Source organism: Wolbachia endosymbiont (group B) of Eucosma cana (genome assembly GCF_947250645.1).
GTDB lineage: Bacteria > Pseudomonadota > Alphaproteobacteria > Rickettsiales > Anaplasmataceae > Wolbachia.
The window spans coordinates 622,462-646,060 of sequence record NZ_OX366334.1 but is presented as its reverse complement, the minus strand read 5'-3'; the positions used below and the strand labels follow the sequence as shown (position 1 = coordinate 646,060).

Below are 23,599 nucleotides of genomic sequence, written 5' to 3'. Positions count from 1 at the left end.
TTGATAATAAAGAAAACAATAAAGTAAGTAAACTAAGACCTGTTTAAAAACTTTAATATATGACTAAAGTAACTTAAATTTACCGCAACAGATTTATGATTAAGCTGTCTTAATTATCATTCTGATACTCTCTTCTTATCATAATAGCAACCCCAACATCTTTCCTTAAGTTGATACCATTGCCTGAACGGATACGTTTAATATATATATAAATTCCTATCTTTTATATCTAATAAACCAAGTGTTGGTACGATTGTTGCTTTCAGGAAGATGACGGTTTCTACTGTCTTAGCCAGTTTTTTTGACTTTTGATGCAATAAGTTTTGGTTATCTTTTCTATGCTCTATAAGCCCACCAATTACCATAACTTCGCCGCTCTTAATTTTTAACGTAGAGTGCATTTCTCTGGTTTCAATAATTGGAATGTCACTATTTAATTTCATTTTATTCTGTTGTGCGACATATTCTATATTTGGGTCTTTAGTGTAATTGTTAATTCTTGATAAGGTTGGGTGTATATCCATAAATATTTCGTTAGTATCAATGTTAATGCTTGGGTGGATTATTAACACCACACCTATTGGAGTGCTATTCATCTTGGTAATTAAGGCATGATTGGAGTTTCCGGTATCTTTCTGTATATCGGAAGTAAAATAGATATGGTTTTTAGTAAATGAAATCATTGCTTGCTGATTATTTATAGCATGTACTCTAGGGCTTGAAATTACGGTTGAAGTGCCAAACTTGTCTAAAGTTTTTACTAAATTTTCTAAATCAGAGTTCATTACCAGGCTAGTAATGGAACTATCTTGATTTGTTATAGATTTTGTTTCATTATGCAAATCATTTAAGTTGATACCAGAAAGGTATTTATCGTCTAATACAACTTCAACTATTTTGGCCTCTATCATTACTTGAGAAGACGCCAGTCTCTTAACTTTATTAATATATTCTTCAACAGCTTTATGAATATCCTTCCTGGCATTCAGAATAATGACACCAGCTTCTCTGTTGGATGAAAGAAATTCACCATCATCCACTCCATTAACATCCATTATTGCATTTAAGCCTTTTTCTAATGAACTCCATAAGTCACTGCTATATTGAGACTTTCTAACATTCCTGTCAGCATCGCTGCTTGTAACATTGCCACTAACGACAAAATTGCTTTGAGCAGAGTGTTGAATATTGATGAAGTCTACGTAATAATTTTGTGCGTATGGCAAATCCTGTTCAATTCTAATTACACCATTATTCATTGAGTAACGCAATTTGGCGCTGTTGGCTATACTCTGAATTACTTCATTTATATTCTTATCCTTTAGCTTTAAAATAATATTACCTGATATCTGGGGATCTATGTCTAAGTTAACGTCAGAAAGTTTTCCTATCTCAATCAGTAAATCCTTTACTGGCACTTTTTCATCAACATTAATCGAAAGAAACTGATTACTGGTTGTAAGATCGGGAAACTCTACCGGTAAAGGTATCATTTCTGGTATTGCTGGTTCGTTATTCTTCAAAGGAGTATTATATTGTTGCAACGAATAATCGTGCTTATAATTGTCTATATTAACAGAATGTTGCTTGTTAGGTAGATGTGTACAAGAAATAATGAAAAGGAGTATTAAACATTTTAAAATAGCCATGAGGGCAGCATACAAATCTATACTAATAGTTTTCTATAAAAATGTTAAAAATGTATTTAATTGTATCCGTTCAGGGGAGTGGTTTAAGAAATGATAGATAGGAGATTATGAAAAAGGTTTAGCCGCATGGAAGTGGGATGAAAAGAAGCACTGGTTTCACATGCGTCTGAACAGACACCATTTTACAGCATTTTAAATTTGTCCTGTGAAATGTTTGTACAGTTGCGATAAAAATTACTTGACAAATTTTGACAGCTTTGTTATTTTGATAGTGAAGATATTCTAGAGCTCGAAATCTATCTTCGTCTGCAGACTTTTCAACTTCATTAATTTATAACCTCTAGTTAAAGTATATTGTACTTATGTATAGATAACTTCTATCATAGCTATATACATTTTTCTGAGTTTTTTTGTATTACTTAGGAGGATCATCATGTTTAAAATCATGGATTACGCATATCATTGACATAAATGCCTTAAAAGGACAGATGGTACCTATGTCCTCTTTATATAGATTATGTATCTGTTCAGATACGATTAAGCTGCGTCTAGTGCAGAAAAGACTAGATAACATTCAACCTTATATAGGATAATTATCAACGGAAACAAAATTATCCTCATTGTCATAATAGTAAAGTATAATGCACCCATTTGTCTAGACCATTTTTTTCAAAGTGATCCGATTTTTAAAATGAATATGTTGATAAATACGTCGACACACATTTAAAGTATTTATCAATATATTCATTTACTGTTTATGATAATAAAGATCAGCAGGAACTTTATAATGTAGAGTCTGATGTCGCCTTCTATAGTTATACCAAGCAACAAAATCATTTATTATAAGATTTAAATCTCTGATACTATTTGGTCTATAATAATATATAGCTTCTTGCTTTAAAGTTCTCCATAAGCGCTCAACAAATATATTGTCGAAGCAACGTCCTTTATGGTCCATACTGATTTTAATATTAGCACGCTCTAATTCCATAATAAAGTTGTAGCTAGTAAACTGCACCCCCTGATCACTATTAAAAATCTCAGGTTTACCTTGTTTTAGAGCTTCTTTGAGAGTATAAAGGCAAAATCCAGCATCGAGATATGGTGATAATGAATGAGCAATAATATAGCGACTATACAAGTCCATTATTGCCACAAAATAGATAAACTTACCTTCTACCATAATATATGTTATATCAGTAGCCCATACCTGATTAACTCTACAAATAATCAAATCTTTGAGTAAATAAGGATATATTTTATGCTTTTTTTCTTTAATACTTGTATTACATCTTTTTCTACAATACAGCCCACTAATCTTCATTTTTTTCATAATTCTTAAGATTTTTTTGTGATTGACTACTACTCCACTCGCTATGATTTCAGCAGTAATTTTACGATATCCATAACGGCAATCAGAAGCCAAATATACTTCTTGAATCAAATTTGCTACTTCACTTTCGTTATTAATTATAGGCCTATAATATAGGCTAGATCTGCAAATCCCCAATAAATCAGCCTGTTTCCTAATTGACAGATCAGAATCTTTTTCTATAAACCTTACTCTATCTTTTTTGCTTATTTCAGTAATTTTTTTTTCAAATAGCTATTTTCCACTGTCAATTCTCCTATTACTTTATGTAAACTTTCTATTTCTTGCGCTAAGATTCTTTGTTTTCTCGCACTTTCACTTTCTTCAACAAATAGGTCTTTTAACCTTGCCAATACTCTATCACGCCAATCATATAGATTTGTTGATGGTATTTTATATTCACTACATATCTCAGCTGTGCTTTTTTGATTTTTTATTGCTTCCAAAGCTATCTTTGCTTTTAACTCTGGTTCATATTTTTTTGTTGCCATACTTTTACCCCTTTACCTTCCTACTCGGATCAACCATTTTTTTTTGGTCTAGTTTATGGGGTGCATTATACTTTTCATTAGTGTTAATTTAATTTTTTCATATACAATAATAATAAGTGGGAATAAATTAAAAAAAATTATGAACGATGAGGATCTTTTCGAAGAAGGTGATGATAATGTTGAAGAGAATAGCGATGACAGAAGAGAAAGGAATTTGAAGAATGAAAATCAGCTCGAAGAGCAATTTAAAGAGTATTTAAAACCTTTCGAGGATATTTTAAGTCAAATTGATGAAGGAGTTGATAATTTAGATAGTTACGAAAGGACTATGCAAGTAAAGCGAAGTATAGATAGGCTCATAGAAACCTTATATAGCCAAGCAGCATCTGAGGATATTGATGTAGAACTTGAAACCACAAAACACACTCGCGATAAATCAGAGTCCAAGAAAAGAGTTCTGGAAAAGAGAAAGAAACAACTGATGGAAGAGATCTTAAGTTTTCAACAACAAAAGGAGCTAATGAATAGTAGGGAAAAACATGAAGTAGCAAGTGATGGGGATGTTCAGAAGGCAAAAGCACGAGTGAAGTCTTCAATTAGGGGGGTGTTGTTTTCAGTTATTGCTCATAGAATGGATCCACGAAGGAGGGCAGGGGAAACTGCTGATGACAATGAAAAGCAAGCTCGTATGTACGGTAGAGAAGCAGTTGGTGGAGTTTTAGGTGGATTGTTCAAGGCGTTTTTAACTGCAGTTGCTGCTGTTGTGCGCGAAATTGCTAAACCACTTCAACATATGAATACACAAGAGACGTCTTTTGCAAAACAAGTTGAAGAAAGCAGAAACCAGGATTCACAGAAAGGTCGATCTGTGTAGGTCAAAGTATAATTTCAAAAAAATTTTTGAAATCGTATGTACTAAACAATATCTACTCAACGCAAATTACAACAAACGCAGTAGCATAATCTTGATCATCACTTAGAGAAAGGTGTATCTTGTAGTCTTTCGAGATGAAATCCTTTGTGATAGCAAGATGTGGTTTTCCCCTAATATTACTGTATATTTCTATATCTTTCATTATAATTCCTTGGCTGAATCCAGTGCCTAGCGCTTTAACAAAAGCTTCCTTTGCAGCAAAGCGTTTAGCAAAATATTTTGCTCTTACTTCTTGTCTATTATATTTTTTGCTTATCTCTATCTCCTTCTTAGTATAGACTTTATTGAGAAATTTTTCCCCGTATTTTTGTGATATTCTCAATATTCTGGGTATATATACTATGTCAGTGCCAATACCGTATATCATTTTGCGCTAAAACGATTTATTGCTTCTTCAACTTGTATTTCCTCTACCTCTCCAGTTGCCCTATTTTTTACTTCAACTATATTTGAAGTTACTGCTTTCTTTCCAATAATTATTTGCCACGGCAAGCCTATCAGATCCATTCTGGCAAATTTCACTCCTACACTTTCGTCCGTATCATCATAAAGCACTTTATCGCTTTTCAAAGCTTTGTATATTTTATCTGCAGCCTCCGTTACTTTTGTTTGTAAATTGATCAAACCAACTTTAAAAGGAGCTACTGCCTCTGGCCAGATAATTCCTTTATCATCATGGAAAGCTTCTATTATTGCGCCAACAAGCCTTGAAACTCCAATACCATACGAACCCATATGCATGTTAACATTTTTTCCATCTTGAGAAGTAACACTTGCCTTCATAGGCTTTGAATATTTGTCGCCAAAATAAAAAATATGCCCTATTTCAATACCTTTACTAACATTTAACTGTTCTTGCGGTATAGGACAAATTTTAGGATCATGCATATCGTCTGCAACTGCATATATGCTCTTCAGGCTTTCAATATCTTCGCTTTCTAGTAATTCAAAAAGTTTATTGTCATAATATAGAGTGCTCTCACCGGTGTTTGCCAATATATGAAATTCATGACTTAAATTTCCTCCAATTGGTCCTGTATCTGCCCTCACTCCAATTGGAGTAAGCCCCATTCGTTTGAAGATTTTTATGTAAGTTTTATACATCAAATTATATGAATTCAGTGCACCTTCGTAATCTACATCAAAACTGTATGCATCCTTCATCAGAAATTCCCTGCCTCTCATAACGCCATAACGAGGTCTTACTTCGTCACGAAACTTCCACTGAATTTGATATAAACAAAGTGGTAAATCTTTGTAACTTTTTACCGTATTTCTAATCAAATCAGTTACCACCTCCTCATGTGTTGGACCAAAAAGCATATCGCTTTCATGCCTATCTTTAATACGTAGCATTTCTTTGCCGTAATCATCGTAACGTCCTGACTCTCGCCAAAGACTTGCTGGCTGCACACAAGGCATCAACACTTCAATTGCACCAATTTCATCTCTGATAATATTTTCAATATTTTTAAGTACCAAAAGGCCAAGCGGCAGCCAAGAATAAATTCCAGATGCTGTCTGCTTGATTAAGCCTGCACGTAATAAATATTGATGAGAAATAATTTCAGCACCAGCAGGGGTTTCTTTTAAAGTTGGCAGGTAATATTGAGATAAACGCATTTCATAAATCTGATTGTACTAAGCAATCTTAGTACAATCAGACCTTTGGGTAAACTTATTTTAAAAAGGAAGGAAAGTGTATGGTGCTTTTCTTGACATTTTCTTATTATTCAAATTTCTTTCGGCAGTCCTTAACAGAAACAGTAAATGGTTCTTGCATATCACTACTTGCTAGCTCCACATTATTCATTTTTGTTGGAGAAGAAGCTGAGCAATTATGATTATGCCTATCCTTCATTTTCTCTCCAAGGTAAATGTAAGGTATAGAATGTGGCTGTGTTTCCCAATCTTCATCATCAGGTACATTAGCACTATTGCTCGATAAATTATTAATAGGGCTTTCTAGTGGTGAAAATTTACTTAATGGTATATTCGAGAGTATTAATAATGCTGCGTCTGGCTTTCGTGTGCAGTTCTCTTGCTCTTTCTTGACCGCTTTACATTGTTCTTCTTCAAGAGAAAAAAAAGAATCATATTGTCCGTCTAAGGAATCTAGCTGTTCATCTTGAACATCACTTTTTACTCTTTGTTTTTGAATTGCTATTGCAAGACTATTCATTTATAATGCACCCCATAAACTAGACCAAAAAAAAATGGTTGATCCGAGTAGGAAGGTAAAGGGGTAAAAGTATGGCAACAAAAAAATATGAACCAGAGTTAAAAGCAAAGATAGCTTTGGAAGCAATAAAAAATCAAAAAAGCACAGCTGAGATATGTAGTGAATATAAAATACCATCAACAAATCTATATGATTGGCGTGATAGAGTATTGGCAAGGTTAAAAGACCTATTTGTTGAAGAAAGTGAAAGTGCGAGAAAACAAAGAATCTTAGCGCAAGAAATAGAAAGTTTACATAAAGTAATAAGAGAATTGACAGTGGAAAATAGCTATTTGAAAAAAAAATTACTGAAATAAGCAAAAAAGATAGAGTAAGGTTTATAGAAAAAGATTCTGATCTGTCAATTAGGAAACAGGCTGATTTATTGGGGATTTGCAGATCTAGCCTATATTATAGGCCTATAATTAATAACGAAAGTGAAGTAGCAAATTTGATTCAAGAAGTATATTTGGCTTCTGATTGCCGTTATGGATATCGTAAAATTACTGCTGAAATCATAGCGAGTGGAGTAGTAGTCAATCACAAAAAAATCTTAAGAATTATGAAAAAAATGAAGATTAGTGGGCTGTATTGTAGAAAAAGATGTAATACAAGTATTAAAGAAAAAAAGCATAAAATATATCCTTATTTACTCAAAGATTTGATTATTTGTAGAGTTAATCAGGTATGGGCTACTGATATAACATATATTATGGTAGAAGGTAAGTTTATCTATTTTGTGGCAATAATGGACTTGTATAGTCGCTATATTATTGCTCATTCATTATCACCATATCTCGATGCTGGATTTTGCCTTTATACTCTCAAAGAAGCTCTAAAACAAGGTAAACCTGAGATTTTTAATAGTGATCAGGGGGTGCAGTTTACTAGCTACAACTTTATTATGGAATTAGAGCGTGCTAATATTAAAATCAGTATGGACCATAAAGGACGTTGCTTCGACAATATATTTGTTGAGCGCTTATGGAGAACTTTAAAGCAAGAAGCTATATATTATTATAGACCAAATAGTATCAGAGATTTAAATCTTATAATAAATGATTTTGTTGCTTGGTATAACTATAGAAGGCGACATCAGACTCTACATTATAAAGTTCCTGCTGATCTTTATTATCATAAACAGTAAATGAATATATTGATAAATACTTTAAATGTGTGTCGACGTATTTATCAACATATTCATTTTAAAAATCGGATCACTTTGAAAAAAATGGTCTAGACAAATGGGTGCATTATAGTTAAAATTATACCGTCTTGGACCACCTTTGCTTCCAGGGCTTTCAATCTCTTTTTAAAATTTTCGAGTTTGCCATATTGACCTTATGCCGCTAGCAGATATTAGAATTCCTTTTTTCTTTAATTCATTAGCTGCTCTTTCTTGTCCATATGCTGGAAACTCTACTAACTACTGCTTCTTCTGTATCCTTTGGTACTCTATTGGCAAGTAATGGTTTGCTTTTGTTTATCTCGTATAATGCTTTTTCCCCTCCTGTTTCATACAGCTCTTTGAAGCGGTAAAATGTATCCCTTCATTACTCTACACGCCTGTGATACATTTCCTAATTGCTTTGCAAGTTCTAGCAACCCCAACTTTGGTTTTAGTATTTTTTCTTGTGTTTTACTCATATCTGACACTCCTTTAAAATTTATTTATATTTTTATCTTACTTTGTTAATCTGTCAGATCAAGTCTAAACTATTACAACCTTAATAAGTTAAAGACCTTGCTTGAGACTACAGAGGTATAATATTGGCTCCAACCCCTAATTATTGGATTAAGCTCTTTTATTACAGCTTCTTGTGGTGCTGCTTGCAACTCTTTAAGCTTATGTTTAATAGATAACAAGTGTTGACTTATAGATTTACGACTTGGTTTACTTGTAACCTCTCTTATTTTGACGTGTTTGATAATGCCTTATTGAAAATCCAAGAAAATCAAATCCTGGCTTTTCCCCATTTAGGGATTTCAGTGTATGTACAATTCTTGTCTTTGATGACTTTAATTCTAATCCAACGGGTTTTAGCCATTTTTCAATTAGAACCTTTGCCTTCATCACAAGTTCCTCGCTCTCGTGTAAAACCACAAAATCATCGGCGTACGTAATTACACTAACTGAATTTTGCGCCTGCTTGCGAGACGCCCTACCATATTTCTTTTTCGCATATTGGAAAAGTTCTTCCTTAAGCTCTTCTTTGATATTCTGTTCTAGTCCATATAGTGCTACACATGCAAGTAATGGAGAAATTATTCCACCTTGAATTGTGCCACGTTTGGTGGGACTAAACTTTCTATCTTCGATAATGCCTGCTTTCAACCATCCTTTTATAATTCTCTTTAGAGTTGGTGTGGTATTGAGTTTTTCTAACAGTGCGTTATGATCGATGTTATCAAAACATCCGGAAATATCAGCATCCATATAATGCACCCATTTGTCTAGACCATTTTTTTCAAAGTGATCCGATTTTTAAAATGAATATGTTGATAAATACGTCGACACACATTTAAGATACTTAGGTAGTCAAGATACCTATTATGTAGGCAATATCAAAGGTATTGTATCAACAAACTTTTATTGACACCTACTCTAGAGTGGCTTTCGCTAAGCTTTATACGGAGAAAACTGCTATCACAGCTGCAGATCTTCTCAATATACCATTTTTTGATGAACAGAAAGTTCCATTGCTACGCATTTTAACTGATAGGGGTACAGAGTATTGTGGCAAACCAGGGAATCATGCGTACCAGTTATATTTGGGAGTAGAAAATATTGATCATTCTAGAACCAAAGCTTATTCTCCACAGACTAATGGTATATGTGAAAGGTTTCATAGAACTATGCAAGATGAATGTTACAATATTATCTTCAGGAAAAAGATTTATAGTACTTTGGAGGAGCTTCAGTTAGATTGGCTGCATTCTTACAACAGAACTAGACCTCATTCCGGTAAGTACTGCTATGCAGACCTTTTTTGATAGTATGCATATTGCTTACCAAAAAAATATTGATAACATTAAAATAGATTCTGATATCGGTTTTGACTTCGTCGATTCTTCTGTCAGTTAATTCATGCCTGTCAGATCAAGTCTAAACTATTACAAAAATGTTGTCATTCGAGTAGCTGACACTGGACTCCAATGTCAATTACTCGGATAACAAAAAAACACAGGCTTCACATGCATCTGCAGTACTGTATTAGTCTACTATCTTCATTCCCACAACATTATACCCTGAATCAACATGTAAAATTTCTCCAGTTGTACCACTACTCAGGTCGCTTAATAAGTATAGTGCTGCCTTGCCAACATCTTCTATTGTAACATTGCGTCTAAGTGGAGAATTACTTCTATTCCATTCCGATATGGAGTGAAAGTCACTTATTCCAGAAGATGCCAAAGTTCTGATTGGACCAGCAGAAATTGCATTTACTCTGACGTTCTGTGGTCCGAGATCACATGCTATATATTTTACACTTGCTTCAAGTGCTGCTTTACATAAACCCATCACATTATAATTTGGCATAACTTTTTCAGCACCATAGTAAGATAAAGTAAGTAAACTACCGCCATTTAACATCATTTTTTCCGCTCTTTGCGCTAAAGCAGTAAAAGAATAGCACGATATATGCATTGCATTAATAAAGTTGTTTAGTGAAGTATTGACATATTTACCATTTAGCTCATTTTTATCGGAGAATGCTATTGCATGTACCAAAAAGTCAAGAGTATTCCATTCTTTCTTTATTTCCTCAAAAGCATTATCTATGGTTTCCTCATTTGAAACATCACAGTGTAATGTTAACTCCACATTTAATTCATTTGCTATTGGTAATAATTTTTCTTTTATTGTTTCATTTTGATAAGTGATTGCAAGCTCAGCTCCATGTTCTGAGAGGGTCTTTGCTATACCATATGCTATTGACCTCTTATTTATTATTCCGGTTATTAACCCTTTTTTGCCCTGCAATATCATAGAATTATTTGCCTTTTTTATAATTTGAAATATTAACTAGGCAAAGTCAATTATGTTTTAACTGTAGCTAACGTATAAAAATTACTTCCGCATATTTCCAACCTCATTATAATTACAATTAGAGATATTTTAAGAGCTCAAAATCTATCTTTAGTCTGCAGACTTTTTTTTTATTAAACAATCAAATTCATCAAAAAATGTAGTGTATCTTCTTCAGTGTACGTGGGTGCACACACATACTTATCTGTAATAGTTTAGACTTAATCTGACAGGATAACAAAGTAAGATAAAAATATAAATAAATTTTAAAGGAGTGTCAGATATGAGTAAAACACAAGAAAAAATACTAAAACCAAAGTTGGGGTTGCTAGAACTTGCAAAGCAATTAGGAAATGTATCACAGGTGTGTAAAGTAATGAAGGGATACATTTTACCGCTTCAAAGAGCTGTATGAAGCAGGAGGGGAAAAAGCATTATACGAGATAAACAAAAGCAAACCATTACTTGCCAATAGAGTACCAAAGGATACAGAAGAAGCAGTAGTTATACCAATTCTCATTGTTGTGGAGTCAAATAGGAAACAGAGCAGAGTTGTTTAATTGTAGAAGTAGCAAGAGAGGTAAGAAATTTGCATAAAGTGCTCTCAAGCAAAGCAATAGTACTGTATATTTTATTGCGCAAAATGTTCTGTTTTATATATAACCAAAGCCTCTCAACAGGATTAAGTTCAGGTGAATATGGAGGTAGGTATATAATCTCAATGTTTTTAGGTACCTTTAAATTTTTTGACTTATGCCAACTAGCACAGTCCATAACAAGAACAGCTTCTCTTGTCCCTAGATATTGCAACATTTGCTCAAGAAATATATTCATGCAATCAGTGTTAACATTTGGTGCAAATAAGCTAAAACTCTCTCCATTTTTAGGATTAACTGCACTGTAGAGATAAAAATTATGCCTACCTAACTTTATTTTAACCCGAGTTCTAGTACCTTTTTTAAACCATCCATGCCCAACTTTCGAATGTGTGCCAAACCTTGATTCATCAAAGAAAAATAGCTCTTTTTCAGGATACTTTCCAATAACTTCATTGAGATTTTTTTTTGAATTCCTCTTGTTTACTTTTATCTTGTACGTTGTGTACTGGTCTTGGTGTAATATATGAAAATTTCATCTTTTGCATATGGCGGTGTACTGTAGATTTGCTAATATTTAAGTCGAACTTTTCCTGTATTCTTATTCTCATTTCTTTAATGGTAATATTAGGGTTTTCTTCTATCCATGCTTCAATTTGCTGTAGTTGAGCCTGATTTAATTTAGTTTTTCTTCGGCGTGATCGAGGAGCAAACAGTTTTTCTTCTCTGCCAAATTTCAAGAGTTTTATCCACGAAGTTAGTGCCTTTCTTGAAATGCAATATATTTTTGCTACAGACGTTATACTGTACTTTTTTGCTGCAATTACAGCGTTTAGTTTTTTTGAAACATATGCATTATTCCTTACTTTCTTCAGCATCTCTTTTGCTGATTTTACTACTTCTTCATCCAATAATTTTGATCTGAGTGCCATTTATACCTAAACTATTTCACTTATTTCATTATGGCTTTTCTTCCATTATTGTCTATCTGTTTCCCGTGTAACGGGAATTGGTATAATTTCTCCTCCAAAAATTTTTTTTCTTTAAGAAAAGATTTCCTCTCAGCTTCTATTTTTTGACCAAATTTTCTTCCTTCCTCGTATAAATTGTGCTTTTCTTGAGTCAACTCAAGCTCTTTGTGAGCAAATTTCTTCTCCACTTTACTAGTGTCAATAATTATTTTATACAAAATCATAAGAGCCAAAGCAGATAATACAACTAAAGCGAGAATTAAAGAACTAGGTGCATTAATAAGCGCTAAAGATGTAAGTAATGTAAGAGTAGCAAGAGAACTAGCTATAAAATAAAATGTATTATATTTATTAAGTAAATTGCTCATCACCCATATACAAAACTTCAGCAGTCTTGTATATATTGATTAAAATTATCTTACCTGTAGAGGAGAACACTTATTACAATTGTACCAGTGATAAACTTTAGTTGATATGCTAACTAAACTCAAAATACAAGGTGGCATCAGACGGGAGTAGAACATCTACTAGAATATCCAAAATCTTCTGAATATGAAGCTTCATCCAGCTCTTTATTTGGTAGTGCTGATAAATCTCCATTACTTATATCTGAAGGAGCAGGGCTATCATTAATTTGTTCAAATACTTCTTCAAGCATCTTTTGTATTTCTTGATCACTTTCTACACAATGCTTAATCAATTCATCAAATCTTTCGCAAATTTCTAGCATAGTACTCCTTGGCATAGTCACATTGTCTTTTTCTCCTATACTCTCTTGAAACAAACTTACCATCTCTGTTATCAAACCCGTACAATCCTTTACAAAGCTGACATAATTTTGATGAGATAATGAAGATTGATCATCTAAACGTGAAATTCCCCTTTTCATAGTAATTTTCTCAGATAGTAACTTTTCGTACTCTTCAGAACAATTTTGATCTTCTTCTAGATCACTTCGCAATTTTTCAAATTCTTTTCTTCCTTGATCAAGATTTCTTTCTAATTCTTTGATCCTATTGAGATACCCAGCTTCTTTCTCTTCCAATTGATTACTTAGTTCTTCTAAATCTACAGTTAGTTTCATCACTTCTTGAGTTTTTTCATCTAACTTTTCTTGTAATCGTCTTTTTTCTTTTTCTAAATCCGACGATTTAAGTATTAAATCATAAGTTTCAGAACTTTCTTTTTGCAACTGCGCTTCTAACTCTGCTATTTTTTTCTCTTTCTTTTCTAAACATGTCATCAATTCTGTTACTTTTTTAGATTCTAATTCATGTGATTGACTTTCTAATCTCTGGATTTGATTATATTTATCATCTAATTCTTTTTTAGTATCATTCAATTCTTGTTCTAACCTTCTATTTTTATTCACTAATTCATCCAGTTTAAGATATGATCGCTTTCTTTGATCAGTTAGTTTTTCTATTTTGACAACTAGAACTTTAGCATATTCTTCCAAGCGTTGCTTTTCTTGCACTAATTCAGCTTTTTCTTTACTTAACTTTTGTATCTCTCTTTGTGCTTTCCTTAACTTCGATTCTAACTCTTCCTTCTCTACTCTTCTCTTTTCAAATTCACTCTCTACCGAATCACTTAGCTGCTTGAGTTTTTGTGTTACTTCAGCCAAAACTTCATCTTTTTCCCTTACCTTTCCATTTAATTCCTCTACCTCTCTCATTTTTTGCTGTAATTGTTCTAATATAGTTTGATTATTTCCAGTTAATCTTGTATTTTCTTTTTCCAATTTATTAATTCTTTCTTTTAAGCTGTCATCTACAACTTGTGCAATTTTGTCTTGCATTTTAGTACTGCCTATTTGAGCTTCTTTGCTGCCAAGCTCAATTTCTTGAGTTGTTTGAATGTTAATATTTCTATTACTATTTTCTATCACAATCTCAGATGATTTATGATTGCCTTTCTCCTTATTTCTAAATTTTATTTGATACAAGAATAAGTTACCTATTTTTACATCTTTATTTGCTTTCAATTGATCATCAGTAACACGATTACGCTCGATAAGTTCTATACCATTAGCATCAATATTAATTATAATAGTGCACTTTTTTCCGTCCTCATCACACCAATTCAGAGTCATTTCGTATGCACCATCAGTTACAACATAGTGCCTTATTCCTTCTTCAGAAACAAAACCGTGCATTCCATTTTTTCCATTGCTATGCAGAGTTGAAAATCCTGAAATTCCATTATCTTGACAGAAATTACTATTCAAAAACTCACTGACTTTGAATTTGTTTTTATTAGCTCCCAATTTAACTTCTGCACAACTACCATATATTGACACTGTTTCAACACCACTTTCAATATACCCATTCAATACTTTTTAGCCTTATCTTGAAGCTCTAGTCTCGCCTCCTTTACATTATTGAAATCTTGGATAACGGCTTTATACACTTCATCTTCATTAAAATTGGCATTGTATTTTATTAAAAAAGATAATATGTGAAAACTAGCTACAGCAGTGTGAATTGATTTATTCTTTTCTTTTATCTTACCGAGCAAAAACAAAAACCTTTGAATGAAGTCATGATAATCATCTTTTTGTTCTTCAATTTTATTATCATATGAATTGCCAAACATTATTACCTCACAACTAAATAATTAGTATAGTAATACGAATGCTAAGTTACATCAATCAATAAACTTACAGTAAATTTTCCATTCTCAGTTATAAGCTCTGCTTCTGTACTCTCAACCCATTCTATCACTTCAGCATTGCAAACTGACTGCAAATCATGCTGAGCAGAATAATTTAACTCATCCTCTTTTACACTCGCTTTTATCATCAACTTTTGTATAAGATGCTTAACTGATACGTTATTATCTGCTTTTATTTTTCTCACAAGGTTTAATATCTGCACGAAATTATCTCCCATTTCCTCAGAATACTTATCATAGATAAGTTCTTCCTTGTTAGGCCAATTACTTTTATTGTGAACGGAGTTATAACTATACAACTGATGATATATTTCCTCTGTAATGTATGGCAAAAATGGTGCAAATAACCTCAAAATAATATTGAGTACATATGCCAAACTCTGTTTTGCACTCATGTTTGCCTCGTTGTCCAATGCATCTCCATATGCACGTTTTTTAACTAACTCTAAGTAATTATCACAAAAATCTTTCCAAAAAAATTCTTCTATTGCGCTCAAAGCTTCGCAGTATTCAAACTGTAATAGGTTGTTCGTCGTTTTTTCTATCACTTTATATAATTTGGACAATATCCACTTATCCATCGTCTCACTGATGGAATTTATGCTCAATGCTTGATGTTTTTCCATAAACATGGAAACAAATTTGCTAGCATTCCAAAGTTTCGTAACAAGTCGTTTGCCAATTTTGAAGATATTTTCAGAGTAGACTGTGTCAACTCCAAGTCTTGAGTTTGCTGCCCAATAGCGTACTACGTCAGCTCCATAGGTTTCAAGCATTACATGAGGAGTGATGATATTACCTTTTGATTTACTCATCTTTTTTTTATCATCAGCCAAACACCAACCACTAATCATGATATTTTTCCACGGCAGTGAATCTGCATGATAATGTGCCTTCAAAATCGTATAAAAAGCCCAAGTTCTTATTATCTCATGGCTTTGGCTGCGCAGATCTGCAGGAAATATCTTATCATACCGATGGCTTGGTAAACCGAGCTCACTGTTTACTGCCAGTGCACTTAGTTGAGGAGTGATCGCACTTGTGGCCCACGTATCCATTACATCTTGGTCTGGGTTAACCTCTTCCTTACTATACCCTTTCGGCAAATCTTTGAGTGGATCTACAGGTAAATCCTTTATTTCAGCTAGAATGATTTTACCCTCTTCCCCTTTACGTTTTGAATACCACACCGGAAATGGCACACCAAAATAACGCTGTCTTGAAATGCACCAATCCCAATTTAGCCCTTCTATCCATACCTCCATGCGTTTACGCATAGACTTTGGATGCCAACTACACTTTTTTACTTTATCTAACACTTGAGCTTTTTGCTCTAAAGTCTTGATAAACCATTGATAAGTTGGTAATATTTCAAGTGATGCACCAGATCTTTCTGCACACTTTACGGAATGAGAAATGTTAGTACTTTCTATCAAAAGGCCCTTTTCAGTTAGGATTTCAATAATTCTCTTTCTTGCTTCTTTAACCTTTAGGCCATTTATTTCATCGTAGATTCCAGCGTCACGCGCTGGGGCGTGTGTCTCCTCTAATGGCTGGATTCCAGTGTCAAGCACTGGAATGTCACTCCCCTTTGTCATCCCAGTGCCTTGACACTGGGATCTATTATTACCATACACTGAATCTAGACTTATCCTACCATCCTGATCGATAATAATTTTCATCGGCAGACCATGCTTTTGCTGCCAATATATGTCGAGCTCATCACCGAATGTACAGCACATAACAAGCCCAGTGCCTTTATCTATTTTGACCTTATCATCAGCTATTATTGGAACTTTTGCCTCTGTAATTGGCACTACGGCTATTTTTCCAATCAGATGGGCATATCGTGCATCTTCTGGATGACAAAAAACTGCAACACATGCTGGGATCAACTCAGGCCGTGTAGTTGCAATCTTAATCTGCTCATTTTCTTCAGTGGAAAAAACTATCTTGTTCAAAAATGACTCAAAGACTTTATCCTCTATTTCCGCTTGCGCAATTGCGGTTTTATCAACTGGGTCCCAAAAAATAGGTTGCATTTTTCTGTATGCATACTCTTTATTATATAGATCAATGAATGACATTTGAGAAAGTGCCACAGCTTCCTTGCTGATCGTGTGGTATTCCAAATCCCAGTCATAGCTAATGCCAACTGATTTAAACAATTCCTTGAATTCTTGCTTTGATTTTTCAATAACCTCATGGCACATCTCTATAAATTTTTCTCTGCCAACTTCTTTTGCACGGGTTTTATAGGTTTGCTCAACTAGCCTTTCAGTCGGAAGGCCATTATCATCAAACCCAATTGGATAAAATACATCTTTTCCCAGCATACGCTGAAACCTTGCAATAAAGTCTGTGTGGCAATAGCTGAATATATGGCCAATATGCAACTTTCCTGATATCGTTGGTGGGGGCGTATCTATAGTGAAAGTGTTACCCTTTTCACTACTCCATTTATAAACTTTACTTCCTTCCCATAATACATTGTATTTGTTTTCAACTTCTCTAAAGCTGTATTTTTCTTCCAACATAAATATTTTTCAGTTTTAAGCTTTAAATTAGCACAATTGAGCAAATACAGCAATTTTAATGTCTGACATTTTAGTTTATAATACAAAATTTCTTGATTTTAGTTTTTTATGTATTACACGATAAATTTTTAGTATTGAGGTTTATTATGCCTGATTTTAAATTTTCTGATTTACAAGATCTTGTTAATGCTCTATATGATCCATACTATCTGCCCTCCAACGAAAAAATAAAACTAGCAGAATTGCTTGAGGACGTGTTGGAACTAGAAGTTAAAAAAAGCTCAGAAGATGCAATAGCTACATTGAAAGATAAAATAAGAAATGAATTAAAAAATGAAATGAAAAGTGAAATGAAACAAAAAATAAATAAACTTGAGCAGCTAGAGGCGGAAAATAAAGACTTACAAACTAAAAAGGATAGAGCTAAACGGTTAAATAGATCCTTAGAATATGCAAGGAAGACAGCTCAGAACGAAAATATAGAATTAAAAGCTGAAAAAAATAAACTAAATACTCAAATCCAGCATTCACAGCAAGAAAAGAAAATATTAGAAGTCAAAAATGAAGCAAATAAACAACTAAAAGAAAAAGCAACATACATCGCTACTGCTAGTACTGGTCTTGCTGTTGGGTTAGTAGTGTATATTACACTTGAACATACAACTAAATTGGACATGTGGTTGATCGTTGTTATAGCAACAGTATCTGCATTCTTAGCTGGTGGTTTAATAATGCAACCTAGCTCTCAAGTAAATGGAACACAAGAACCACAAGGAGTAGCAAGTAAGAATTCAGTGTAGCTTGATATAGTTTTTTTCATTTCACTGCCTTTCCAAATTTGAAGCAGGTTGTTTGAGCCATAGTACAAAGTAAATATAGTAATTTCACACTAAAATTTTTAGTTTTGTTTCTGTGGGTTAGTTGGTACGCGCTTTGCCTTTTAACAAATGTGAAAGCACAATTATTACAAACAACATTCCACCAATAACTGATATAGCACCACCTATAATGAAGCACGTGCGTGCTAACATTGATGAAATACTTGGCAGATCTGCAACTTTTCTTAAGGCACCATATCCACCAAGCCAAACAAGGCCAGTAATATGGAGAAAATGTCCCAAACTGTAAGCGTAAATCTGTAATCTTACTATGGAGCTTTTTATTTCTTTACAGCCCAATTTTGGTAACAGCCAGTAGACAAAATTCATAAAAGCTATAGTAATACCAACCACAGAACCGTGATAATGCGCAGGGATAGTGACATTTCCTTCAATAGTTAGCACTCCAAGCACACCTCCATAAATGAACAATACAAACGAGTGGAGAAGATAATTGCCCTTATCATTGAGTAGAGTTTTTATGTTGCAATACACTAATATTGTTAAAAAGCACGGCAGAACTGCTCCAGCAATTCTCATATGCCAGGTAAAAAACTGTATCAATTCAGCACTATCCGCCGAATAAATAAAGTATATAAACGGCGCACCTACGGTCAAAACTGTGTTTATAAATAGTGGTAAAATGGTAATTTTATTTAGACTAATATAGCGAGCATTCAGTATGATCAAATAAACTAAAAACATTGCTTGAGCAAAGGCAAACTGCAGTAAATGTCCGCCTCCCCAAAAGAGATATTCATAAAATAAATTCTTGTCTGAGTGATATAGACCTGGAGGCATATTTTTATGTGCTAAAACAACACAAAGAAATGATGACACAAGTATAATGACCAGGCCAATTTGTCCGATTGAAAGATATGAGTCTTGTTTATTTGATATGTAGGCTAGAGCTGTATTTATCAATATGCTGGTAATGAAAAGACTGAGTCCAAGTAAAAATAATTTGTTTTGTAATACAGGTATATAGTTACTTTTGATAACTTCAGTATTTGGAACAAATGCAGATATAAACATTAGCAGCATGGAAAGGATTGAGAGAATCCATGAGAAGTTAAACCAATGATTGGTGTTTTTTAAGTTTATGATGAAGAGCAGAGATATTATAGAGCACATCCATACCAAAATTGACAAATTTACGTGTATCACCAGTGCATTATCAAAGATATATTGTGCAGAAGGAATGAGAGAAGAAATAAAAGGCAATCGTAGAAAAATAACAATTATTGACAGCAGTCCAGAACAAGCAAGAGCAAGTACTGCCAAGAATATCCATTGCCTGCAAAGTGAAGCGTTATTTTGTATGTTGAGCATTTATTTTTAGGTACTATAGCATAAGACAATGTACATTTTTCAAATTGATATGCATAGTTTAAATGAATGACATTACAACAATATCTTTCATCGTGAAAATGCTGCGTACATTTCCATTTCATATTATGGTAATATTACTGACAGCGTTAGTCTGAGCTATCGAAATGTGTTTTAATCAATACTTGATAAAAATTATTACAGTAAGAGAATCTTTACATAATGGCATGACATTACGTTAATGCTTTTGATCCACAATTAAGAACATTTTCGTTGTGATTTACGTTTCTAGTATGTATATTAATGAATCTTGTTTTCACTAAATAATGAAAATAATAATTGTCATGATAATGTTATTGTATAGTAACTATACAATGGCAAGCGAACGAATAAGTTTAGTAGATAAAAAATTATCTCAAGGATATGTAGCTCCAATACTTGCAGAAAATAGCGTTATTTTACCAGACAAGCACGGTACCTTATATTCCTTTGATATCGATAACCCAAGAGTTATAAATTGGAAATTATACCTCTCAAGTAGGAAAAAAATTGGTAATATGAGTTTATCGAGCTACAAAGAAAATGTTTTCTTTGTAGTGGATAACATTCTACACACAATAGATGCGAAAACAGGGGAGATTCAATGGGAAAAAGAATTAAGAGCTCCGGCAAGAGGGAAAGCAATAGTAATAAACAATAAGTTGGTAGTATTGACTATTGATAACTATCTACATGTATTTGATATAAAAGATGGCAGCCCCATTTGGGCTTATCAAAATGGTATAAATGAGGTTCGAGGTTTATATTCCATCTCACCAGCAGTCTCTAATGATAAAATAATGGCACCATTTTCAAATGGTGAGTTAATAGCTTTTAATGAAGAAGGTAAAAAACTATGGAGCCAAAAATTAGCTACAAATCTTTTAGATACACAGCTTACAGATGTAACTACTACGCCTAGAGTACACGATAATATCTTAATAGCTACGAGCAACTCTTATATTTATAGCATTGACGTAAACTCAGGAAATATTTTATGGTCAAGGCCACTACAAGTAAAAAGTATATCAAACATTGAGTCATATTATAGCCCTCTTATTCCTGCAGAGAAACAAAAAGAAGGCGGAAGAATTTTCATGGTGACTAAAGATAATAAGGTAATTGGCATCGACATACAAAGTGGAAAAACAGTTTGGACATCTGATTTTATAGAGAATGTGCAATTGTTTGTTCCAATTATGTATGCCCATACGCTTTGGGTAACAAGTAATAAAGGTTCAATATTTGTTTTTCCTGGATCTGAAAGTACAGGAAGGGTAATTAAAATACCTGGTAATGTGTTTCATGCTCCAGTATTTACCCATGGTAAGATGTATATAACGACTGAAGGAAATGGTGTTTATTCTTTAGAAAATAGGTTTGTTTTTTATGACTGATTATGATTTGATTATTATAGGTGGTGGTCCAGGTGGTTACAAATGCGCTATTGCTGCTGCAAAACTTGGACTCAAAGTTGCTTGTATAGACAAAAATAGCATTTTTGGTGGCACGTGTTTGCGAGTTGGGTGTATACCATCAAAAGCATTACTCCATTCCTCTTATCAGTATGCTAGCGCGAAAAATAATCTATCAAAACTTGGCATAAAAGTTAAGGATGTAAGTCTCGATTTGAAAGAAATGCTAGGCTATAAAGACGCTAGAGTTCAAGAACTTGGAAAAGGCATAGAATATCTGTTTAACCTTTACAAAATTACTAAGATCAATGGACTTGGAAAAATTACTTCTTTTGATCAAGACAACCTTGAAGTTTCAGTTGAAGGTAAGGTACTGAAGGCAAAAAATATAGTAATTGCAACTGGTTCTGATGTTAGTTCTCTACCAGGAATTGATATTGATGAGAAAAATATCATTTCATCAACTGGTGCATTGTCTTTAACTGAAGTACCAAAAAAACTTGTTGTAATTGGAGCTGGGGCAATAGGACTTGAAATGTCTTCTGTGTGGAATAGGCTAGGCTCTGAAGTTACTGTAGTAGAGTTTTTTGATAGAATCGCTGCAGCAATGGATAGCGAACTAAGTAAGTCTTTACTTTCTAGTCTACAAAAGCAGGGAATAAAATTTTTACTCAGCACCAAAGTTGAAGAGATAAAACAAAGTAGTAACTCTTTGAGTGTGAAAGTTTGCTCTGTAAAAGATAATCAAATAAACACTATAGAGGCGGATAAGGTATTGGTGGCAGCAGGACGCAAACCATGTACTGATGGTCTTGGTATTGATGAAAAAATGGAAAAAGATAATCGTGGTTTCGTTCAAGTTAACAACAGATATGAAACTAATGTGAAAGGAATATTTGCTATTGGTGATGTGATTGGTGGAGCAATGCTTGCTCACAAAGCTGAGGAAGAAGGGGTGGCAGTTGCAGAGATACTAGCAAGGCAATTGCCTCACGTTGATTATGAAATCATACCGTCAGTCATTTACACCCACCCTGCAGTTTCTTCAATCGGTAAAACTGAAGAAGAACTAAAAAGTGCTGGTCGAAAGTATAAAGTTGGTAAATGTCAATTTGCTGCAAACGGTAGAGCAAAAGTCACTGACGATGCTGAGGGATTCGTGAAAGTTCTGACTTGTAGCAAAGCAGATACAATACTCGGTGTACATATCATAGGAGCATACGCTGATACGCTAATCAATGAAGCAGCGGTTGCAATGGCATATGGTGCAGCAGCAGAGGATATATACAGAATTTGTCACTCTCATCCTGATATAAATGAAGCCTTTAGGGATGCGTGCATCGATGCTTTCTTTAAAAAGTAACTGTGGACCTCGGTTCAATCATTGAAAAATGGTATGATTGGCTAAAGTACAACAGGTCTTACTCACCAAACACTTTGGAGTCATACATGAGGGACCTCAAAGATCTTATAAGTTTCCTAAATACTCACATTGGTGAAGAAGTAAATGTTGGCTCTTTAGAAAAATTAAGCATACCTGAACTGAGAAGTTGGTTTACCTCTCGTTATACAAGAGGTGTAAATGCGAGATCTAACACTCGCGCATTATCAGTAATCAGAAATTTTTTCAAATATATAAAAAACAATTATGAAATAAATAATGAAGCGGTATTTTCTTTATCAAGGCCAATTCAGAGAAGAACTCTACCTAAAGCACTTTCAATATCTAACATAGAAACTCTATTGAAAGAAATGAAATTGCCTGATCTAGGCGAGCCTTGGGTGGTAAAAAGAGAAATTGCAATTGTCGTTCTGCTATATGGTACGGGTTTAAGAATCACTGAAGCATTGAATCTTAAGGTTAGTGATATTAGCAATGAAAGTTTAATAGTAACAGGTAAGGGAGATAAACAAAGGCAGGTATTTATTCTTCCAGTAGTAAAAAAGTGTATACAAAAATATATAAAAGCTTGTCCCCACTTTGACGAAGCGGGACATCTTTTTGTGGGGGTAAGAGGAAAAAAATTGGGAAGAACTTATGTTGCTAATCGTTTGCAAAAAATAAGAAGATTTTTAAACTTACCAGAAATTTTATCTCCACATGCATTTCGCCATAGTTTTGCTACTCATTTGCTTCAGGAAGATATTGATATAAGATCAATACAACAGCTGCTTGGCCATTCAAGCCTTGAAACTACTCAAGTTTACACTCACCTAAATTATCAAGATGTCTTCAATATGTATAAAAACTTTCAGAAGAGTTTGAATAAAAAATCAAAATCTTAACTTCGTCTTAAATCGATAATATTGCCGAACTGAGTGCTTGCAACATCATTCAGTACTATACTTGCTTTATATAAGCAATAGTGACCAGCAGAGAGAAAGCAAAGCGTTTTGCAAAAGGTTGTGAATAGAATAGACAGCAGAATTTAAATTAGAAGCTATGTAAAGAAACAAGTCA

At 33.6% G+C, this 23,599-nt stretch carries 20 protein-coding genes and 3 pseudogenes; 8 read left to right on the top strand and 15 right to left on the bottom strand.

Annotation, left to right across the window (positions count from 1 at the left end; genetic code table 11):
• Positions 1–197 precede the first annotated feature (197 nt).
• Both OOK99_RS03135 and OOK99_RS03130 read right to left on the bottom strand, forming a co-directional pair.
• Complete coding sequence (locus tag OOK99_RS03135; RefSeq protein ID WP_264331211.1) at positions 198–1,664, bottom strand: type II secretion system protein GspD; 1,467 nt, start codon at positions 1,662–1,664, stop codon at positions 198–200.
• Between the two features lie 733 nt (positions 1,665–2,397).
• A protein-coding gene (locus OOK99_RS03130) for an IS3-like element ISWpi17 family transposase (RefSeq protein WP_214303219.1) occupies positions 2,398–3,512 on the bottom strand; the annotation gives its coding sequence in 2 pieces (ribosomal slippage) (positions 2,398–3,239 and positions 3,239–3,512; 1,116 coding nt in all).
• Positions 3,513–3,651: 139 nt separating this feature from the next.
• Between OOK99_RS03130 and OOK99_RS03125 the strand changes: the two genes are divergently transcribed.
• Positions 3,652–4,386: a hypothetical protein gene (locus tag OOK99_RS03125; RefSeq protein WP_006013937.1), complete on the top strand. Its 735-nt coding sequence runs from the start codon at positions 3,652–3,654 to the stop codon at positions 4,384–4,386.
• A 52-nt stretch (positions 4,387–4,438) separates the two neighbouring features.
• Here the strand turns inward: OOK99_RS03125 and OOK99_RS03120 are convergent, their stop codons facing one another.
• The 3 genes from OOK99_RS03120 to OOK99_RS03110 form a co-directional block, all read right to left on the bottom strand.
• Complete coding sequence (locus OOK99_RS03120) at positions 4,439–4,813, bottom strand: holo-[acyl-carrier-protein] synthase (RefSeq protein ID WP_264720162.1); 375 nt, start codon at positions 4,811–4,813, stop codon at positions 4,439–4,441.
• Positions 4,810–6,069 carry a proline--tRNA ligase gene (proS, locus tag OOK99_RS03115; RefSeq protein WP_264720160.1) on the bottom strand — a complete coding sequence of 420 codons (1,260 nt, stop codon included), beginning with the start codon at positions 6,067–6,069 and terminating at the stop codon, positions 4,810–4,812. The genes OOK99_RS03120 and proS overlap by 4 nt, the downstream gene beginning before the upstream one ends.
• 106 nt (positions 6,070–6,175) lie before the next feature.
• Positions 6,176–6,628, bottom strand: a complete 453-nt coding sequence (locus OOK99_RS03110) for a hypothetical protein (RefSeq protein WP_264720159.1) — start codon at positions 6,626–6,628, stop codon at positions 6,176–6,178.
• Positions 6,629–6,699: 71 nt separating this feature from the next.
• Here OOK99_RS03110 and OOK99_RS03105 point away from each other — a divergent pair.
• Positions 6,700–7,814 (top strand): IS3 family transposase gene (locus tag OOK99_RS03105; protein WP_264719386.1). Its coding sequence is split into 2 segments (ribosomal slippage): positions 6,700–6,973 and positions 6,973–7,814, totalling 1,116 coding nucleotides; the frame shifts between segments, so codons are not numbered across the junction.
• A 110-nt stretch (positions 7,815–7,924) separates the two neighbouring features.
• Here the strand turns inward: OOK99_RS03105 and OOK99_RS03100 are convergent.
• The 3 genes and pseudogenes from OOK99_RS03100 to OOK99_RS03095 form a co-directional block, all read right to left on the bottom strand.
• A pseudogene (locus OOK99_RS03100) lies at positions 7,925–8,314 on the bottom strand (helix-turn-helix domain-containing protein); the annotation flags it as partial.
• Positions 8,315–8,386: 72 nt separating this feature from the next.
• On the bottom strand, positions 8,387–8,533 hold the full coding sequence (locus tag OOK99_RS07055) for a group II intron maturase-specific domain-containing protein (RefSeq protein WP_405197042.1): 147 nt from the start codon (positions 8,531–8,533) through the stop codon (positions 8,387–8,389).
• 28 nt (positions 8,534–8,561) lie between these two features.
• The gene (locus tag OOK99_RS03095) at positions 8,562–9,104 is read right to left on the bottom strand and encodes a reverse transcriptase/maturase family protein (RefSeq protein ID WP_264720157.1); all 543 of its coding nucleotides are present in this window, start codon (positions 9,102–9,104) and stop codon (positions 8,562–8,564) included.
• Between the two features lie 82 nt (positions 9,105–9,186).
• Between OOK99_RS03095 and OOK99_RS03090 the strand changes: the two are divergent.
• Positions 9,187–9,752 (top strand): annotated as a pseudogene (locus OOK99_RS03090) (integrase core domain-containing protein); the annotation flags it as partial.
• A gap of 129 nt (positions 9,753–9,881) precedes the next feature.
• Here the strand turns inward: OOK99_RS03090 and OOK99_RS03085 are convergent.
• Positions 9,882–10,658, bottom strand: coding sequence for an enoyl-ACP reductase FabI (locus OOK99_RS03085; RefSeq protein WP_264336562.1), 777 nt, complete (start codon positions 10,656–10,658; stop codon positions 9,882–9,884).
• Positions 10,659–10,980: 322 nt separating this feature from the next.
• Here OOK99_RS03085 and OOK99_RS03080 point away from each other — a divergent pair.
• A pseudogene (locus OOK99_RS03080) lies at positions 10,981–11,203 on the top strand (helix-turn-helix domain-containing protein); the annotation flags it as partial.
• A gap of 10 nt (positions 11,204–11,213) precedes the next feature.
• Here OOK99_RS03080 and OOK99_RS03075 read toward each other — a convergent pair.
• From OOK99_RS03075 to OOK99_RS03055, 5 genes are all read right to left on the bottom strand, one after another.
• A protein-coding gene (locus tag OOK99_RS03075; protein ID WP_264719384.1) for an IS630 family transposase occupies positions 11,214–12,225 on the bottom strand; the annotation gives its coding sequence in 2 pieces (ribosomal slippage) (positions 11,214–11,762 and positions 11,764–12,225; 1,011 coding nt in all).
• A 20-nt stretch (positions 12,226–12,245) separates the two neighbouring features.
• On the bottom strand, positions 12,246–12,632 hold the full coding sequence (locus OOK99_RS03070; RefSeq protein ID WP_264720155.1) for a hypothetical protein: 387 nt from the start codon (positions 12,630–12,632) through the stop codon (positions 12,246–12,248).
• A gap of 137 nt (positions 12,633–12,769) precedes the next feature.
• A complete protein-coding gene (locus OOK99_RS03065) occupies positions 12,770–14,599 on the bottom strand; it encodes a coiled-coil domain-containing protein (protein WP_264720153.1) in 1,830 nt (609 codons plus the stop codon).
• Complete coding sequence (locus OOK99_RS03060) at positions 14,596–14,862, bottom strand: hypothetical protein (protein ID WP_264720152.1); 267 nt, start codon at positions 14,860–14,862, stop codon at positions 14,596–14,598. Before OOK99_RS03060 ends, OOK99_RS03065 begins: the two co-directional genes overlap by 4 nt.
• A gap of 41 nt (positions 14,863–14,903) precedes the next feature.
• Positions 14,904–17,477 (bottom strand): valine--tRNA ligase, encoded by a 2,574-nt coding sequence (locus OOK99_RS03055; protein ID WP_264720151.1) that lies wholly within the window; start codon positions 17,475–17,477, stop codon positions 14,904–14,906.
• 146 nt (positions 17,478–17,623) lie between these two features.
• On the opposite strand from OOK99_RS03055, the gene OOK99_RS03050 reads away from it, so the two are divergent.
• Positions 17,624–18,277: a hypothetical protein gene (locus OOK99_RS03050; RefSeq protein ID WP_264720150.1), complete on the top strand. Its 654-nt coding sequence runs from the start codon at positions 17,624–17,626 to the stop codon at positions 18,275–18,277.
• A 117-nt stretch (positions 18,278–18,394) separates the two neighbouring features.
• Here OOK99_RS03050 and OOK99_RS03045 read toward each other — a convergent pair whose 3' ends face one another.
• Entirely contained in the window at positions 18,395–19,687 is a 1,293-nt protein-coding gene (locus OOK99_RS03045) for a cbb3-type cytochrome c oxidase subunit I (RefSeq protein ID WP_456201579.1), read from the bottom strand.
• Between the two features lie 323 nt (positions 19,688–20,010).
• On the opposite strand from OOK99_RS03045, the gene OOK99_RS03035 reads away from it, so the two are divergent.
• From OOK99_RS03035 to OOK99_RS03025, 3 genes are read left to right on the top strand one after another with little or no spacing between them, the layout of a single operon-like run.
• A complete protein-coding gene (locus OOK99_RS03035) occupies positions 20,011–21,120 on the top strand; it encodes an outer membrane protein assembly factor BamB family protein (RefSeq protein ID WP_264720148.1) in 1,110 nt (369 codons plus the stop codon).
• Positions 21,113–22,501: a dihydrolipoyl dehydrogenase gene (lpdA, locus tag OOK99_RS03030; RefSeq protein WP_264720147.1), complete on the top strand. Its 1,389-nt coding sequence runs from the start codon at positions 21,113–21,115 to the stop codon at positions 22,499–22,501. The genes OOK99_RS03035 and lpdA overlap by 8 nt, the downstream gene beginning before the upstream one ends.
• 2 nt (positions 22,502–22,503) lie before the next feature.
• Complete coding sequence (locus OOK99_RS03025; protein WP_264336740.1) at positions 22,504–23,424, top strand: tyrosine-type recombinase/integrase; 921 nt, start codon at positions 22,504–22,506, stop codon at positions 23,422–23,424.
• Positions 23,425–23,599 lie beyond the last annotated feature (175 nt).

What these genes read in the sequence shown, in the direction of transcription:
- OOK99_RS03125 (WP_006013937.1), top strand. Translation starts at nt 3,652, where the DNA reads ATGAACGATGAGGATCTTTTCGAAGAAGGTGATGATAATGTTGAAGAG.
- OOK99_RS03120 (WP_264720162.1), bottom strand. Translation starts at nt 4,813, where the DNA reads ATGATATACGGTATTGGCACTGACATAGTATATATACCCAGAATATTG.
- proS (WP_264720160.1), bottom strand. Translation starts at nt 6,069, where the DNA reads ATGCGTTTATCTCAATATTACCTGCCAACTTTAAAAGAAACCCCTGCT.
- OOK99_RS03110 (WP_264720159.1), bottom strand. Translation starts at nt 6,628, where the DNA reads ATGAATAGTCTTGCAATAGCAATTCAAAAACAAAGAGTAAAAAGTGAT.
- OOK99_RS03095 (WP_264720157.1), bottom strand. Translation starts at nt 9,104, where the DNA reads ATGGATGCTGATATTTCCGGATGTTTTGATAACATCGATCATAACGCA.
- OOK99_RS03085 (WP_264336562.1), bottom strand. Translation starts at nt 10,658, where the DNA reads ATGATATTGCAGGGCAAAAAAGGGTTAATAACCGGAATAATAAATAAG.
- OOK99_RS03070 (WP_264720155.1), bottom strand. Translation starts at nt 12,632, where the DNA reads ATGAGCAATTTACTTAATAAATATAATACATTTTATTTTATAGCTAGT.
- OOK99_RS03060 (WP_264720152.1), bottom strand. Translation starts at nt 14,862, where the DNA reads ATGTTTGGCAATTCATATGATAATAAAATTGAAGAACAAAAAGATGAT.
- OOK99_RS03055 (WP_264720151.1), bottom strand. Translation starts at nt 17,477, where the DNA reads ATGTTGGAAGAAAAATACAGCTTTAGAGAAGTTGAAAACAAATACAAT.
- OOK99_RS03050 (WP_264720150.1), top strand. Translation starts at nt 17,624, where the DNA reads ATGCCTGATTTTAAATTTTCTGATTTACAAGATCTTGTTAATGCTCTA.
- OOK99_RS03045 (WP_456201579.1), bottom strand. Translation starts at nt 19,687, where the DNA reads ATGCTCAACATACAAAATAACGCTTCACTTTGCAGGCAATGGATATTC.
- OOK99_RS03035 (WP_264720148.1), top strand. Translation starts at nt 20,011, where the DNA reads ATGAAAATAATAATTGTCATGATAATGTTATTGTATAGTAACTATACA.
- lpdA (WP_264720147.1), top strand. Translation starts at nt 21,113, where the DNA reads ATGACTGATTATGATTTGATTATTATAGGTGGTGGTCCAGGTGGTTAC.